Source organism: Leifsonia araucanica (genome assembly GCF_051161895.1).
Classification (GTDB): Bacteria; Actinomycetota; Actinomycetes; order Actinomycetales; family Microbacteriaceae; genus Leifsonia.
Map to the genome: position 1 here is coordinate 3,941,214 of NZ_JBMBTW010000002.1, position 16,027 is coordinate 3,957,240.

The window sequence follows — 16,027 nt, forward strand, 5'->3', positions numbered from 1 at the left end:
GCGCATGTCTGACAAAGAACTTGAGGAGCCCCAGGGAGCCGACGACCTCGTCGAGCGTCTCTCCGGGCTCGACGAGGAGCTGGCGACGCAGCGCGCCGCCGCCCTCCGCAGCGGGCTGGACGACTACGAGCTGGACGAGGGCGACCTCGACATCCTCGAGACCGCCAGCGAAGATCCCGATGCGATCACCTACCTGCCTGCTCTGCCCGTGCTCGCCATCGTCGGCCGCCCCAACGTGGGCAAGTCGGCGCTGGTCAACCGCATCCTGGGCCGTCGAGAGGCCGTCGTGGAGGATACCCCCGGTGTCACCCGCGACCGCGTCTCGTACCAGGCGGAGTGGAACGGCCGCCGGTTCACCATCGTGGACACCGGAGGCTGGGAGCCGGACGCCAAGGGCATCGACGCCTCCGTCGCCGCCCAGGCCGAGGTCGCGATCGACCTCGCCGACGCCGTGCTGTTCGTGGTCGACGCGAACGTGGGCGCCACCGCGACGGACGAGCACGTCGTCCGGATGCTGCGCAAGACCAAGAAGCCGGTTTTCCTCGCCGCCAACAAGGTCGACGACCTCCGCCAGGAGCCGCACGCCACCGAACTGTGGTCGCTCGGCCTCGGCGAGCCCCGCCCGGTCTCCGCGCTGCACGGCCGCGGCGTCGCCGACCTGCTCGACGACATCCTGAAGAAGCTGCCCGAGGTCTCCGCCGTCGCCAAGCAGGAGGTCGGCGGTCCGCGTCGTGTCGCGATCGTCGGGCGCCCGAACGTCGGAAAGTCGTCGCTGCTCAACAAGGCGGCGGGCGAAGAGCGCGTCGTCGTCAACGAGCTGGCGGGCACCACCCGCGACCCGGTGGACGAGCAGGTCGAGATCGCCGGCAAGGTGTGGCGCTTCGTCGACACCGCCGGCATCCGCCGCCGCGTGCACCTGCAGCAGGGTGCAGACTTCTACGCCTCGCTGCGCACATCCACCGCGCTGGAGAAGGCGGAGGTCGCCGTCGTCGTGCTCGACGTGTCCGAGCCGATCAGCGAGCAGGACGTGCGGATCATCGACCTCGTGCTCGAGTCCGGCCGCGCGCTGGTGCTCGCGTTCAACAAGTGGGATCTGCTCGACGACGACCGCCGCCGCTACCTGGAGCGCGAGATCGAGCAGGACCTCGCCCACGTCTCCTGGGCGCCGCGCGTCAACATCTCTGCGCGCACCGGACGCCACCTGGAGAAGCTGGTCCCCGCCTTGGAGCTCGCGCTCGAGTCGTGGGACACGCGCATCCCGACCGGCAAGTTCAACGCCTTCCTCGCCGAGCTCACGGCGGCGCACCCGCACCCCGTGCGCGGAGGGAAGCAGCCGCGCATCCTGTTCGGCACGCAGGCGTCGAGCCGTCCGCCGACATTCGTGGTGTTCACCACCGGCTTCCTCGACCCCGGCTACCGCCGATACATCATCCGCCGCCTGCGCGAGATCTACGGTTTCGAGGGCACGCCGATCACGCTCAACATGCGCGTGCGCGAGAAGCGCAAGCGCTAAAGCACGTCGCTGACGGCGAAGCGGCCGGCTGCTGCCGCTTCGCCGAGCGCCTCGAAGTCGGCGAGCGACTGGTCGGCGTATGCCATCGACCAGGCCGTCACCGCGCGCGGCAGCGCGTCGCCGCTGCCGATGTACCCGGCGACGAACGCGCTGCTCGGGCTGCGTGAGTGCGCCCGGGAGAGGATCGTCGCGCAGGTGCGGACGTAGTCGTCGAACGGCTCGTCCGGCATGGTCGGGATGTCGAACGACAGGTTCCTGTCCCGGAACTGACGCACGTAGAAGCCGAACCCCTCGAAATTGACGTACCCGAGGAACGGGTCGGAGACCGCCTGCAGGATGCGCTGGCTCGCCGTGACCCGGTAGCCGTGGTGCGCGGCGAGGGTCGCCCTGTCGATCCCGGCCACGTCGTACTCCGGCACACCGCCGAACTCGTGCAGCACCGACTGGGTCGCCTCCTTGACCTGCAGCACGAGCGGTTCGCCGCGCGGCCCGGTGAGCACCACGATGAAGCATCGCGTTCCGACGCTGCCGACGCCGACCACGCGGCGCGCGATGTCGGTGACGGTGTGCTGGTCGAGCAGCAGCGCGATGTCGGGGGAGACGGTGCGGCTGTACTGCGCGAGCACTTCGCCGACGCTGTCCTCGATCTCCGCGGGGACGTGCGTGAGTCTCGGCGGGTTCTCGACGATCCGGCGGGAACCGTCCTCCGCCAGCTCGGTGATGCGCGAGACGACGTGGGCGGAGGTGCGCTTCTCCGCGGAGGCGACGGCCTTCTTCACCAGCCGCTGCGTCTCCTTCCCGTACTGGCGCCCTCCCCGGATGACCGCCGCCTCGAAGAAGCGCTGCGTCACGTCGAGCCCGAGGGAGGTCCGCAGCCCGTCCCTGTACGCGATCGCGGAGCGCAGCGCAGACTCCTCCGCAGCGGCGTCGGTCGCCCCGCGGCCGCGCGCCGCGATGACGACGCTGGTGACCAGGCGCTTGAGGTCCCACTCCCAGGGCGCGATGGTCGCCTCGTCGAAGTCGTTGAGGTCGAACACCATCCGGCGCTCCGGGGACGCGAAGATGCCGAAGTTGGCGATGTGCGCGTCGCCGCAGGCCACCACGTTCGCTCCGGATGCAGCCCCGCCGGCCAGGTCGGCGGCCTGCAGCGCCGCGGTTCCCCGGTAGAAGGCGAACGGGTCCTGCAGCATCCTTGCGGTGCGCAGCGGGACCAGGTTCGGCAGGCGGCTCGCGTTCTGCTGCTCGAGGATCGCGAGGGGGTCGCGCCGCGCATCCGGGGTGTAGTCGGCGTGCGCCGACCGCGGGATGCGGGCTCTGGCATCCTTGCCGAGCTGGTACTGATCCCGGTCGCTGGCAACCGGTTCGTGGTCGTAACGCAGACGACCCGCGACACTGTCCATGGCGTAACAGTAGCCCCGTGCCTGAAATCTCACCACAACGGGGGGTTTGTACCCCGGCTTGTCCTCACTATTGTGGACAACGAGAGCTACCCGACCGCGCGACCCGAAAGCGCGGGCTCTCTGAGAATCAAGGACGCATACCCGATCATGAGTTCTACAAGTTCATATTCCCCTGCCCGGAAACGCCAGTGGGGCGCAGAGCGCCGCACCGAGCCGCTCCCGACCGTCCACCCGAAGCCCTCGGACCGCAAGGTCACCTGGAGCCGTGTCGCCATCGTCGCGACCGTGCTCTTCTGGGCCATCTACGTCGTCACCACCATCATCCGCCAGTTCCTCGTGCTCGGCACGCAGGACTTCCGGTTCACGATGGAGGCGATCGGCTACCTGATCGTCGTCACCTTCCTGACCTTCTCCGCTCTGATGTATCTGGTCGCCCGCCAGGGTGCGCTGCAGCGGTTCCAGAAGCACGTGCGGGTTCCCCGCGCCGAGCTGGACAGGCACTTCGCCGAGAACCAGCCGTCCATCACGGTCCTGGTGCCCTCGTACGCCGAGGAGCCGGAGGTCGTGCGCATGACGCTGCTCTCCGCCGCCCTGCAGGAGTTCCCGTCGATGCGCGTCGTGCTGCTGCTCGACGACAACCCCAACCCGAAGGATCCAGCCGTCGCGGAGCGGCTGAACGCCACCCGCGCCCTCGGCACGGACATCGCGGCGCTGCTCGCCGAGCCGCGCACCCGCTTCAGCGACGCGCTGCTGCACTACGAGCTGACCGAGACCGGCGCGTTCGCCTCCGAGTCGGACACCCTCGACCTCGCGGCGCACTACACCTGGGCCGCGCAGTGGCTGCACGACCAGGCGGACGCCCACGGTGTCGAAGACCACGTCGACCTGTTCTTCGCCGACCAGGTGCTCCGCGCCCTCGGCGACGAGCTGGTGCTCACCGCGCAGGCCGTCGAGGCCGCGGTCGAGGAGGGCGCAGCCCTGTCCTCCGAGCGCGTCGCGCAGCTCTACCGCCGCCTGGCCTGGACGTTCGACGCCGAGCTGGACGTATTCGAGCGCAAGCAGTGGGCATCCCTGTCCCACGAGGCGAACAAGGCGATGAACCTCAACGCGTACATCGGCCTGATGGGCGGAACGTACCGCGTCGAGGAGACGCCGGACGGCCCCATCCTGACCCCGGTGTCCTCGCGCCGCCCGGGTGACATCGTCATCCCGGACAGCGACTTCCTGCTCACGCTCGACGCGGACTCGATCCTGCTCCGCGAGTACTGCCTCCGTCTCACCTACCTGCTGCAGCAGCCGGACAACGCCCGCGTCGCGGTGACGCAGACGCCGTACTCCTCCTTCCGTGGGGCAGGCACGCGCATCGAGCGCCTCGCCGGTGCGACCACCGACATCCAGCACATCCTGCACCAGGGGATGAGCTTCTACGGCGCCACCTTCTGGGTGGGTGCGAACGCGGTCATCCGCAAGCGCGCCATCGAGGACATCGTGGAGACCGAGTTCGTCGGCGGCTTCGAGGTGCGCCGCTACGTCCAGGACCGCACGGTCATAGAGGACACCGAGTCGAGCATCGACCTCGGCACCCACGGCTGGACGCTCGTGAACTACCCGGAGCGCCTCAGCTACTCCGCCACCCCGCCCGACTTCGGCTCGCTCATCGTGCAGCGCCGCCGCTGGGCGAACGGCGGACTCCTCATCCTGCCGAAGCTGTGGCGTCAGCTGCGCGAACGCAAGCGCCGCGGCGAGGTCATCTCGCGCACGGAACTGCTGCTGCGCGTGAACTACATGGCGTCGATCGCCTGGGCAAGCTTCGGCCTGATCTTCCTGCTGGCGTACCCGTACGACGGCCGCCTGCTCAGCCCCGTCGTGCTGCTCGCAGCGCTGCCGTACTTCATCGCGATGGCCAGCGACCTGCGCTACGCCGGATACAAGGCCACCGACGTGCTCCGCATCTACGGGTTCAACCTGATCCTGCTGCCGGTGAACCTGGCCGGCGTTCTCAAGTCGCTCCAGCAGTCGCTGACCGGCAAGAAGATCCCGTTCGTCCGCACCCCGAAGGTCAAGAACCGCACGGCATCTCCGCTGCTCTACGTCATCACGCCGTTCCTGATCGTCGCGTTCTCGGCCTTCACCCTGTGGCGTGACGTGAACGCGCAGAACTGGGGCAACGCCGCGTTCGCCGCCTTCAACGCGACCCTCGCCATCTGGGCGATCGTCAGCTACATCGGTGTCGGCAACGCGATCGTCGACATCTGGCTCGGCCTCACCAAGCCGCTGTACGTGGAGCGGAACCGCAAGGCCGCAGCGACGTCGACCGCCCCCGCTGCCGACGTGATCGACTGGCGCTCCGTGCTGTACCACGGCCACACCGGCGGCGACCTGCCGCACGTGGAGCGCATCGCCCTCCCGGCCGCCGAGACCGAGAAGCAGGCCGCCTGATGGGGAGGAAGAACACGCCGAAGACCCAGGCTCCTGCCGAGGATGCTCCGGATGCGCAGTCCCCGTCGGCCGGACACGCCGACGGCGGCCGCCGCCTCTCGCCCCTCCGGGTAGTCGGCGCAGCGCTCGTCGCCGCCGTCGTGGTCAGCGTCGGTGTCGTCGGGTTCCAGTGGTGGAGTGCGAAGGCCGCCGTGGAGGCGCAGCCCTGGTTCGCGTCGTACGTCGACGTGACCGCCACTCCGCGGTTCGCGTTCGAGAACCTCGGCAGCACGAAGAACAAGGACGCCGTCCTCTCGTTCGTCGTGGCCGACTCCTCCTCGGCATGCACCCCGTCGTGGGGCAACGCGTACACGCTCGACCAGGCGCGCGGCTCCCTCGATCTCGATCGCCGCATCGCCAGGCTGCAGCAGCAGGGCGGGACCGTCGCCGTGTCGTTCGGCGGCCAGCTGAACGACGAGCTCGCCGTGGCCTGCACCGACGCCACCAAGCTGAAGGCCGCGTACGCCGCGGTCGTCGACCGCTACAAGATCGGCACGATCGACCTCGACCTGGAGGGGGACGGCCTGGCAGACTCCGACGCGAACGCGCGCCGCGCATCCACCATCGCCGCCCTGCAGAAGGAGCGCAGGGCGGAGGGCAAGAGCCTCGCCGTCTGGCTGACGCTGCCCGCCTCTCCGACCGGGCTCACCAGCCAGGGCACGGACGCGGTCGCCGCCATGCTCAAAGCGAAGGTCGACATCGCGGGCGTCAACGCCATGACGATGGACTTCGGCGACGCCAAGAAGGCCAAGCAGTCGATGTCCGACGCCGCTCAGGATGCGGTCACCGCCACCCAGCGCCAGCTCGGCATCCTCTACGACCGCGCCAAGCTGCACCAGTCGGACCCGAGCCTGTGGTCGAAGGTCGGCGCCACCCCGATGATCGGCCAGAACGACGTCGAGAAGGAGGTCTTCTCGCTCGCGGACGCGAAGTCGTTCAACGCGTGGGCCGTCTCCACGGGCGTCGGCCGGATGTCGATGTGGTCGGCGAACCGCGACAAGACCTGCGGATCGAACTACGTGGACACCACCGTCGTCTCCGACGCGTGCAGCGGCGTGAAGCAGGGCAAGCAGACCTTCGCCGGGCTGCTGTCCAAGGGGTTCGACGGGCACATCTCGCTCGGCGAGGCCGCCGTCACGACGCCGGAGCCGGTCTCGACCGCCGCCAAGGACGACCCCGCCACCTCGCCGTACGCGATCTGGACCGCGTCCCACTCGTACCTCAAGGGCACCAAGGTGGTCTGGCACCACAACGTCTACGTCGCCAAGTGGTGGACGAAGGGCGACATGCCGGACGACCCCGTGCTGAACGCGTGGGAGACGCCGTGGGAGCTGGTGGGCCCCGTGCTGCCGGGCGAGACGCCCATCCCGCAGCCCACCGTCCCCGCCGGCACGTACCCGGAGTGGACGGGCACCGCGCAGTTCGACAAGGGCGCCCGCGTGCTCTTCGACGGCGTGCCGTTCGAGGCCAAGTGGTGGACTCAGGGCGACAGCCCGGAGGCCGCCAGCGCCAACCCGGACGCGTCCCCGTGGGCTCCGCTCACGCAGGACGAGATCGACACGATTCTGGGCGGCGGCACCGCCGCCCAGTGAGACTCGGCGGCGGGATGCAGATTCCCCCCTGAACGCATCCCGTCGCCGACCAGACCCGGGCTCCCGCTGCGGGGCGGAGAGTTCTGGGCATCCAGTGGATGCGGCACACTGTCGGGTCGCATCCACTGGCGCGTCGTGCCGGCGAGCACCGGGCGGACTTTCGGGTAGCGAGCCCGGGAGTGTTCGCCGGCACGTTCGCATACCGCCTGTGAGTATCGTTGAGTCGACAAGGAGGGTGACGTGACGCGTGTGACGATCGCCGGGCTGGCGGCCCAGCTGAAGCTCTCCAAGGCGTCGGTCTCCTATGCGCTCAACGGCCAGCCGGGCGTCAGCGACGAGACCCGCAGGAGGGTCCTCGACCTCGCGGCGGACCTCGGTTGGCACCCGAGTGCGAGCGCCCGCGCCCTGTCGCGCTCCCGCACGGACGCGATCGGCATCGTGCTGCGCCGCGACCCGAGCCTGCTCGGCACGGAGCCGTTCTACATGAGCCTGCTCGCCGGGGTCGAGAGCGTGCTCGCCGAGACCGACCAGGCGCTCATGCTCCGGATGGTCGGCACCGGGGTCGGCCAGGACCTCGAGACCTACCGGCGCTGGAGCGCCCAGGGCAGGGTCGACGGCGTGATGCTGTTCGACATCGGGGTCAACGACCCGCGGCCGGCCCTCCTCGATCAGCTCGGCCTCGACTACGTGATGCACGGCAACCGCGACGACATCGCGCCCGGTCACGTGCTCGTCTACGACCCGCCGGCCGAGTCGGCGCTCATCGTCGGGCACCTGGCGCGGCTCGGCCACCGCACGGTGCTGCACGTCACCGGTCCGCGGGAGTTCGAGCACGAGGGCGACAGGGCGACCTCCATCGAGGTCGAGGCGTTCGCGCGCGGCATCGGAACCGTGTTCGCCGAGTCGGACTACTCGTCGGAGGCGGGGGAGCGGCTCGTCGTCGAGCACCTGACCGCGGATCCGGACATCACCGCCGTCGTCACCTCGAACGACGTGCTCGCACTCGGAGCAGCCGCCGCCTTCGGCAGGCTCGGGCGCGACGACGTCGCCCTGGTCAGCTGGGACGACTCGTTCATGTGCCGCCTGGGCTCGCGCCCGATCACCGCGCTCGCGCGGTTCCCGGAGGAGCAGGGCAGGCGCGCCACCCGGATGCTGCTGGATGCGCTGGCCGGCGTGCCCTCCGAGGTGACCGCCGCGAAGCCGAGCGAGCTCGTCGTCCGGGCCACGAGCATCCCCGCCCGATAGCGGACGGCACCCGATGCCGAATCGTTTTCTTCGCCCCCTTGACAACTGAACCGGTTCAGTTAGCGTATAACTCGTGGTGTGTGCGCCACGACCAAGAGACAAGGGAGTCACTATGAAGAAACGCGCCATCCTCGCGGGTGCCATCGCTGCCGCGGTCGCGCTCGTCGCAGCAGGTTGCAGCAGCTCGGGATCGGGTAGCTCGGCCAGCGGATCCACCATCACATACTGGGCCAGCAACCAGGGCACCAGCCTCGACAACGACAAGCAGGTCCTCACCCCGGTGCTCGACGCCTTCACCAAGAAGACCGGCATCAAGGTCAAGCTGGAAGTGATCGGCTGGAACGACCTGCAGACCCGCATCCAGACCGCCGTCACCAGCGGCCAGGGGCCCGACGTGCTGAACATCGGCAACACCTGGGCGGCATCGCTGCAGGCCACCGGCGCGTTCATGCCGTTCGACTCCGCGAACATGAAGGCCATCGGCGGCTCGGACAAGTTCGTCAAGACGGCGCTCGAGACCGGTGGTGCGCCGGGCAAGGACGTCACCAGCGTCCCGCTCTACGGCCTCGCATACGGGCTGTACTACAACAAGTCGATGTTCACCGCAGCCGGCGTCCAGCCGCCGACCAATTGGGAAGACCTCGTCGCCGACGCCAAGAAGCTGACGAACGGCACGACGTACGGCTTCTCCCTCGCGGCGGGCAGCTACACCGAGAACGCGCACTTCGCCTTCATCAACGCCGCGCAGAACGGCGCGGAGTTCTTCGACTCCAAGGGCAACCCCACCTTCACGTCGAGCGGGGCGGTCGACGGCATCAAGCGCTACCTCGACCTGATGCAGACCGACAAGGTCGTCAACACCTCGAACGCCCAGTACGACAACGGCGTGCAGGCGGTGAACGACTTCGCGACGGGCAAGGTCGCGATGATCCTCAGCCAGAACAACGCGGACTCGTCGATCAACGCCAACGGCATGAAGACCGACGCGTACGGCGTCGTCCCGTTCCCTGCACCCCAGGGCGGCAAGCCGGTCGCCAGCCACGTCGCCGGCATCAACCTGTCGATCATGAAGAACACCAAGAAGAAGGATGCGGCGCTCCAGTTCGTCAAGTACATGACGAGCGAGGAGACCCAGACCACGCTGGGCAAGCCGTACGCCACGCTCCCCGTGCTCAACGGGGCGAAGGCCAACTTCACCGACAACGCTGAAGAGGCCGCCACCTTCCAGAAGATCTACAACACCATGTCGAAGCCGCTGCCGCTCGTCCCGGCGGAGGACCAGTTCGAGAACACGGTCGGCAAGGCCATGAACGACATGTTCGCGAAGATCGCCACAGGAGGCACCGTCTCCGACAGCGACATCAAGGCCGCGCTGCAGTCGGCGCAAGACCAGGTGAAGCAGTCCATCGGCGGCTAGTACCAACGGCGCCAGGTGCGGGATGCGCGTGCAGCACAGCGCGCATCCCGTGCCTGGCAGCACCTCCAAGCACTCCATGACCACCTCCTGACCAGACAGAGGTCACCATGTCGACGACGACACTCAGCACCGCCACCGCAGCCCCAGCGCCGGCCCCTCCGCGCAAGCGCAAGAAGAGGAACAAGGGGTGGTGGATCCCTCTCGCCCTGCTCGCGCCCGCCATCATCTTCGAGATCCTGATCCACGTCATCCCGATGCTCACGGGCATCTGGATCAGCTTCGTGCAGCTCACGAAGTTCTACATCGCCAACTGGTCGGAGGCGCCGTTCGTCGGCTTCAAGAACTACGCCGTCGCCCTCGACTTCAACGGCTCGGTCGGCGCGGCGCTGCTGCAGTCGTTCCTGATCACCTGCGCGTTCACGATCCTGGTGGTCGGCATCTCCTGGTCGCTCGGGATGTCCGCCGCCGTCGCCCTGCAGCGCAAGTTCTGGGGCCGCGGCTTCTTCCGCACCCTGTTCCTGGTGCCGTACGCGCTGCCGATGTACGCGGGCATCATCGCCTGGAAGTTCATGCTGCAGAAGGACACGGGAGCGGTGAACCACTTCCTGTTCGACAACCTCGGGCTGCCGGGGGACAAGCCGTTCTGGCTGATCGGCGGCAACGCATTCTGGTCGATCGTGGTCGTGGCGATCTGGCGCCTGTGGCCGTTCGCCTTCCTGATGCTGATGGCCGGGCTGCAATCCATCCCGGAGGAGGTCTACGAGGCCTCTGCCGTCGACGGCGCGAAGCCGTTCCGGCAGTGGGGTGCGATCACCCTGCCGATGCTCCGGCCGGTCAACACGGTGCTGCTGCTGGTGATGTTCTTATGGACGTTCAACGACTTCAACACCCCGTTCGTGCTCTTCGGCAACGCCCAGCCGGCGGCCGGCGACCTGATCTCCTTCCACATCTACAACGCGTCGTTCCTCACCTGGAACTTCGGCTCTGGTGCCGCGATGAGCGTCCTGCTGCTGATCTTCCTGCTGATCGTGACGGGTGCGTACCTGCTCGTGCTGAACCGGAGGTCCCGTCGTGCGTGACACAGCATCCTCGAAAGTCTTCCGCTGGGTGGTCCTGGTCATCCTGACCGTGTTCACCGCCGTCCCCATCTACGTGATGATCACGTCGTCGATGAAGTCGCTGCCGGATGTGCAGGGCGCCTTCACCTGGTGGCCGACCGAGATCACGTTCCAGCCGTTCATCGACATGTGGTCGACCGTCCCGCTGGCGTCGTACTTCGTGAACAGCCTGATCGTGGCCGGTTCGGCGACCATCCTGAGCCTGGTGATCGCGGTGTTCGCGGCGTACGCCGTCTCCCGCTACCGGTTCAAGGGCCGCAGCGTCTTCACGACCACCGTGCTGTCCACGCAGATGTTCCCCGGCGTGCTGTTCCTGCTGCCGCTGTTCCTCATCTTCGTGAACATCAACCAGGCCGTCGGCATCCAGCTGGTCGGCACCCGGTTCGGTCTCGTGATCACGTACCTGACGTTCGCGCTCCCATTCTCGATCTGGATGCTCGCCGGTTACTTCGATGGCATCCCGCGCGACCTGGACGAGGCGGCGATGGTCGACGGCAGCGGCCCGATGGGCGCACTCTGGCACGTCGTGCTGCCCGCTGCCCGCCCCGGCCTGATCGCCGTCGCCATCTACTCGTTCATGACGAGCTGGGGCGAGGTGCTGTTCGCGTCGGTGATGACGACGGACGAGAACAGAACGCTCGCGGTCGGTTTGCAGCTGTATTCGACCCAGACGAACGTCTACTGGAACCAGATCATGGCCGCGTCGCTCGTGGTGAGCATCCCGGTGGTGGTGGCGTTCCTGCTGCTGCAGCGCTCGTTCGTGGCCGGGCTGACGGCGGGCGCCGTGAAGTAGCCGCACCACTCTCTGCTCGCCTGTCGCTCTTCGCTCTTCTCTCGTCGTTTCGGAAGGAATCATGGAACGCCATTCCCCCCTGCTCGCCGTCGACGGCGCCCCGGCCATCTGGCTCGGCGCCAACTTCTGGTCCCGGTCGGGCGGCCCGCTGATGTGGACGCGCTACGACCACGACGTCGTGCGCTCCGAGCTGGCCGTCCTGGCCGAGCACGGCCTCACCATGACGCGCTCGTTCTTCTACTGGCCGGACTTCCACCCCACCCCGGACACGCTCGACGAGCAGTGCATCGCCAACTTCCACGACTTCCTCGACGCGCACGTGGATGCGGGCATGACGACGGTGCCCACCTTCCTGGTCGGCCACATGTCCGGCGAGAACTGGGATCCGGCCTGGCGCGACGGGCGCGACCTGTACAGCGACATCTGGTTCGTCGGACGCCAGGCCTGGTACGTCCGCGAGCTGACCGCCCGCTTCGCCGAGCATCCCGCTGTCGCCGGCTGGCTGCTCACCAACGAGGTCCCGATCTACGGGGGAGAGGCGCCGCGCCCGATCGTGGATGCGTGGGCGTCGCTCCTGGTGGATGCGGTGCGCGCGGGCGGGGGCACGCAGCCGGTCTCGGTCGGCGACGGTGCATGGGGCATCGAGACCACCGGCCACGACAACGGCTTCTCCACCACCGACCTCGCCGCCTTCACGGATTTCGTCGGCCCGCACGTCTACCGGATGGAGTCCGACCAGATCAGGCAGCACCTCAAGGCTGCGTACATCGCGGAGCTCTGCCATATCGCAGGCCTCCCGGTGATCATGGAGGAGTTCGGCGTCACGAGCGACTTCGTCTCCCCATCCGGTGCTGCGTCGTACTACCGCCAGCTGCTCTACAACACGCTGCTGGCGGGCGCGACGGGCTGGATCGCCTGGAACAACACCGACTACGACGACCTGATCGCCCAGCGCCCGTACTCCCACCACCCGTTCGAGATGCACTTCGGCATCACCGATTCGACCGGAGCCCCGAAGCCGCCCCTGCTGGAGCTGGCCGGTTTCGCCGCCGACCTCGCCGCCATCGACCTCGCCTCTGTCACGCGCTCCCCGGTGGATGCGGCGATCGTCGTCCCCTCGCACCTCGCCGCCGACTACCCCTTCACCCAGGAGCCGGAGCGCGCGCTGATCGTGGCGACGGGGGAGCAGGCATACATCGCCGCCCACGAGGCCCACGTCCCGGTCGCGGTGGTGCGCGAGGCGGAGGACGGCGGCATCCCGTCGGGATACGGCCTCTACCTGCTGCCGAGCGTGAAGCAGCTCTGCGGCCCCACCTGGAAGCAGCTGATCACGCTCGCCTCCGAGGGCGCCACCGTCTACGCCTCATACTGCGCAGGCGACATCGGCGTACAGCGCGGCCCGTGGTGGGCATACACCGAAGAGCTCTTCGGCGTGCAGCGCGACTCCGCATACGGCCTGGTCTCCCCGGTCGCCGACGACACCGTGACGGTCCGCTTCCTCACGTCGTTCGGCTGCCTCGCCGAGGGCACGGTCCTCTCGTTCGCCGCAGCAGGCAACGCCCACTCCCGCTCCTTCCTCCCGGTCACGCCGACCACAGGAACGGTGATCGCAGTGGATGCGCACGACCGCCCGGTCATCGTCTCCCAGCCCCACGGCTCCGGCCGCGCGATCCTCTCCACCTACCCCCTGGAGTTCTTCGCCTCCGAACTCCCCGCCGTGAACCCGGAAGACACCTGGCGCCTCTACGACGCCCTCGCCGACGTGGCCGACGTGGAGCGTGACATCCGCCTGACGGACCCCGAGGTCTTCACCGACACCCTCGTCCACACCGACGGCCGCCGCTTCGTCTTCTTCATCTCCCAGCACCCCACCGAGGTGACGGTGACCCCCCATGCGGCAGGAACCCTCCACACCCTGACAGGCTCTGCCTCGCCAACGGTGACGCTCGCCCCATACGGCGTCGAGGTGCGCCAGCTGGTCTTCGAGTAGGTGGCACGGGCACCCGCCGGGACACGCTAGTATGGACAAGTTGCTTTGGGGCTCCACCCTCAAAGCGACTTCGGGCTGTGGCGCAGCTTGGTAGCGCACTTGACTGGGGGTCAAGGGGTCGCAGGTTCAAATCCTGTCAGCCCGACCGGCAGAAGTCCCGGAAACTCAAGGGTTTCCGGGACTTTTCTGTTGGTGGATGTGATCCGGTCATCGATAACCCATCACTGTGACGCCCCGACGGCCCGCTCGGGCCGCTGCGCTCCGGCAGGGGAGCGACCGTGCCGGTTGCTCCCGATTCGACGCTTCCGGTCAGGAAGGAGCGTGACGAGCTCCGTGCTGTACAGGTCGTACGCTCCGCTGTAGACGAGGGCAGCGGCCTTCGGCGGTATCGGCTTCGGAGCCGCACGCACTCTGTTCCGCGGAACCCCATTCCAGGGATAAGGCGCCGCTGTGACATCTCTGCGAGTCAGGCGCGAGGACCAGCGAAACTGGCTCCCCCGGTCCCCATCGGGAACCTCGGCGCCAAGACCCGGTCGCCGTACTCTCGGTGACTCACTGCGTTTCCGTCGTTCTCACGATCGGCTTCAGTCACGCCAAGACGCCGCAGATGAACCTTGCGAAGATACTCATCTGTGTCAGCGCCCGTGTGACCGCATGCTGCGACAGCGAATGCCGTCGCGAGGTCAAGAATCTGAAGGGTGACGGTCACGGCTATCTCGTTCCGGTCCATGAAAGGCGCTTCGTCGGACGTGCCGATGACGTTCGGCAGGAACCACCCTCGACCGTGGGTTGCACCCGAGCCCAGCGCCCAGTCCCAGAAACCGACCCGCAGGTAGCGTCTGTATGCGTCGGTGGCGTTGAACTTCACGTTCTCGGTCGCTCCGTCGAGGCGCAGGTTCACCGTGAACTCGGGGCGTCGCGAGTCCGGCGTGCGCTCGACGCCGTGGCTCGTGAAGAACTCATGCATCGTGGGGATCTGTTCGCGTGCGTCATTCGCGTCGCCCTCACCGTGGACGCCGAACGCCTCCGCCGTCCGGAGGTTGTCCTCGACAGATTCGATCTGGAACGCCGCCATACGCAAGAGTGTTCGCGCCGGCGGGACCTCAGGGTCGTAGATGTAGCAGAACCGCATCACGATCTCGCCTGCCGATCTGGCGAGGACCATCGCACTCATCGGCGCCGACGCGGCGGACTCGAAGATCGTGATGATCCCGTTCACGAGGTCAGCGACGGCCCGGATAGAGCGTTCCATGTCGATATTGCTCTGAAGCACGACCGAGCCCAGGAACTCCGCGTGCTCTTTAGCGTGCACGTACTCGTTCAGCACTGTGCGCGGCGCGCCCGGTCGTCTGTCGCCGGCGACCGTGAGCACATCGGTGATGCACTGCAGCGAGTCATCCATCGTCGTCCGCAACAGACGCGCGCACCACTGAGGCGACCCGACTTCGCGACGAGTACTCGACGATGCCGCTTCCGGCGAGGCATCAGCTGTCATGGCCCCTCCTGCGCTCGAACCTCAGCGGACAGAGCCTCCAGCGCCCGTGCCCCGTCCCAGAAGTGCGCGTCGAGCCACTCACGAGCGTCTGTTGAACCGCGGTGCTTGACTCGGGCTCTCGTCGTCTTCATCGACAGGAGGGTATCGTGATGGTCGCTGCGAATCCGACCTTCTTCGTGAGCGGCATCGACGAGCTCCGCGAAGCTCATGCGCTTCGCCTTGGGGATCCCGAAGGACTTCAGCATCAACTCCGCGGCAGTGTGCATCTCCTCCAGCAGCACCTCGGGCGCGACCTCGTCGAAGTGCCAAGACGCCAGCAGATCCATCGTCACGAGCAGACGATCCATCAGATGGGGGGCGTCACGAGGGAAGAGGTCATGAATGATGCCCGTGACAGGCATCGTGCGCCCGCGCAATGTAGGGACCCAGTCCTCGTCGTACCGGTCGTACATCATGCCGCGGTATCGGTTGAGGATCTCGACCAGACCGTTGGCTGTCCGGCGCCGCGCTGCGGGGGAGCGCTCGCTCGGTGTCGCCTCCGCGATCGTCGGCAGGTCGCGGCGCAACCGCTCAAGGAGGATGTCCAAGACGTACGTGTTGGCGTTGAAACAGATGTATGCGCCATCTTCGTACACCTCAGTCTTGACGCGCGCGCCAAGCTTTCGAGCGCGAAGCCGGATGGCGGCGAAGCACGCCCGAACGATCGGAATGTCGCGTTGAGATGCCCTGAAGGTCGCATCGAAGCCAGCCACTCAGCGGACCGCGATTCCCGGGCGCTGCCCAGGTCCACTCACGGAGCGTAGGGCGGCCTCGAAGAGGGTGGTGTCGAAGATGACAGCGAGCATTCTCCCATCATGGCGTGGCCGGCCTCTTGGTGACGCGAAGTCCACCGCTTGCGACCCGTCGACCTGCAAAAGGAGCCCGGCTCCGGTAGCCCGGCGCGCGACACAGCTGCCCGATCGTTGGCTGTGGGACTCCGCGAATCG

Annotated in this window: 11 protein-coding genes and 1 tRNA gene; 9 read left to right on the plus strand and 3 right to left on the minus strand. The window is 67.7% G+C overall.

What is annotated here, in order from left to right:
* Positions 1 to 4: 4 nt before the first annotated feature.
* Positions 5 to 1,513, plus strand: a complete 1,509-nt coding sequence (gene der / locus ACN6M5_RS18905) for a ribosome biogenesis GTPase Der (protein WP_085370028.1) — start codon at positions 5 to 7, stop codon at positions 1,511 to 1,513.
* Here the strand turns inward: der and ACN6M5_RS18910 are convergent.
* On the minus strand, positions 1,510 to 2,913 hold the full coding sequence (locus ACN6M5_RS18910; RefSeq protein WP_434952226.1) for a DUF2252 domain-containing protein: 1,404 nt from the start codon (positions 2,911 to 2,913) through the stop codon (positions 1,510 to 1,512). The two genes, der and ACN6M5_RS18910, sit on opposite strands and share 4 nt — an antisense overlap.
* Positions 2,914 to 3,060: 147 nt before the next feature.
* Here ACN6M5_RS18910 and ACN6M5_RS18915 point away from each other — a divergent pair, with 147 nt between their 5' ends.
* The 8 genes from ACN6M5_RS18915 (at position 3,061) to ACN6M5_RS18950 (ending at position 13,691) form a co-directional block, all read left to right on the plus strand.
* The gene (locus tag ACN6M5_RS18915; RefSeq protein WP_168688952.1) at positions 3,061 to 5,352 is read left to right on the plus strand and encodes a glycosyltransferase family 2 protein; all 2,292 of its coding nucleotides are present in this window, start codon (positions 3,061 to 3,063) and stop codon (positions 5,350 to 5,352) included.
* Positions 5,352 to 6,983, plus strand: a complete 1,632-nt coding sequence (locus ACN6M5_RS18920) for a chitinase (RefSeq protein ID WP_434952229.1) — start codon at positions 5,352 to 5,354, stop codon at positions 6,981 to 6,983. Before ACN6M5_RS18915 ends, ACN6M5_RS18920 begins: the two co-directional genes overlap by 1 nt.
* A 240-nt stretch (positions 6,984 to 7,223) precedes the next feature.
* The gene (locus ACN6M5_RS18925; protein ID WP_434952231.1) at positions 7,224 to 8,228 is read left to right on the plus strand and encodes a LacI family DNA-binding transcriptional regulator; all 1,005 of its coding nucleotides are present in this window, start codon (positions 7,224 to 7,226) and stop codon (positions 8,226 to 8,228) included.
* Positions 8,229 to 8,340: 112 nt separating this feature from the next.
* A complete protein-coding gene (locus ACN6M5_RS18930) occupies positions 8,341 to 9,645 on the plus strand; it encodes an ABC transporter substrate-binding protein (RefSeq protein WP_434952233.1) in 1,305 nt (434 codons plus the stop codon).
* Between the two features lie 107 nt (positions 9,646 to 9,752).
* Complete coding sequence (locus ACN6M5_RS18935; protein ID WP_085370033.1) at positions 9,753 to 10,724, plus strand: carbohydrate ABC transporter permease; 972 nt, start codon at positions 9,753 to 9,755, stop codon at positions 10,722 to 10,724.
* Entirely contained in the window at positions 10,717 to 11,556 is an 840-nt protein-coding gene (locus tag ACN6M5_RS18940; protein WP_085370034.1) for a carbohydrate ABC transporter permease, read from the plus strand. The genes ACN6M5_RS18935 and ACN6M5_RS18940 overlap by 8 nt, the downstream gene beginning before the upstream one ends.
* 61 nt (positions 11,557 to 11,617) lie before the next feature.
* Positions 11,618 to 13,546 (plus strand): cellulase family glycosylhydrolase, encoded by a 1,929-nt coding sequence (locus tag ACN6M5_RS18945; RefSeq protein ID WP_434952236.1) that lies wholly within the window; start codon positions 11,618 to 11,620, stop codon positions 13,544 to 13,546.
* A 71-nt stretch (positions 13,547 to 13,617) separates the two neighbouring features.
* Positions 13,618 to 13,691, plus strand: a tRNA-Pro gene (locus tag ACN6M5_RS18950).
* Positions 13,692 to 14,012: 321 nt separating this feature from the next.
* Here ACN6M5_RS18950 and ACN6M5_RS18955 read toward each other — a convergent pair.
* Both ACN6M5_RS18955 and ACN6M5_RS18960 read right to left on the minus strand, forming a co-directional pair.
* The gene (locus tag ACN6M5_RS18955) at positions 14,013 to 14,948 is read right to left on the minus strand and encodes a hypothetical protein (protein ID WP_434952238.1); all 936 of its coding nucleotides are present in this window, start codon (positions 14,946 to 14,948) and stop codon (positions 14,013 to 14,015) included.
* An 89-nt stretch (positions 14,949 to 15,037) separates the two neighbouring features.
* On the minus strand, positions 15,038 to 15,793 hold the full coding sequence (locus ACN6M5_RS18960; protein ID WP_434952240.1) for a hypothetical protein: 756 nt from the start codon (positions 15,791 to 15,793) through the stop codon (positions 15,038 to 15,040).
* Positions 15,794 to 16,027 lie beyond the last annotated feature (234 nt).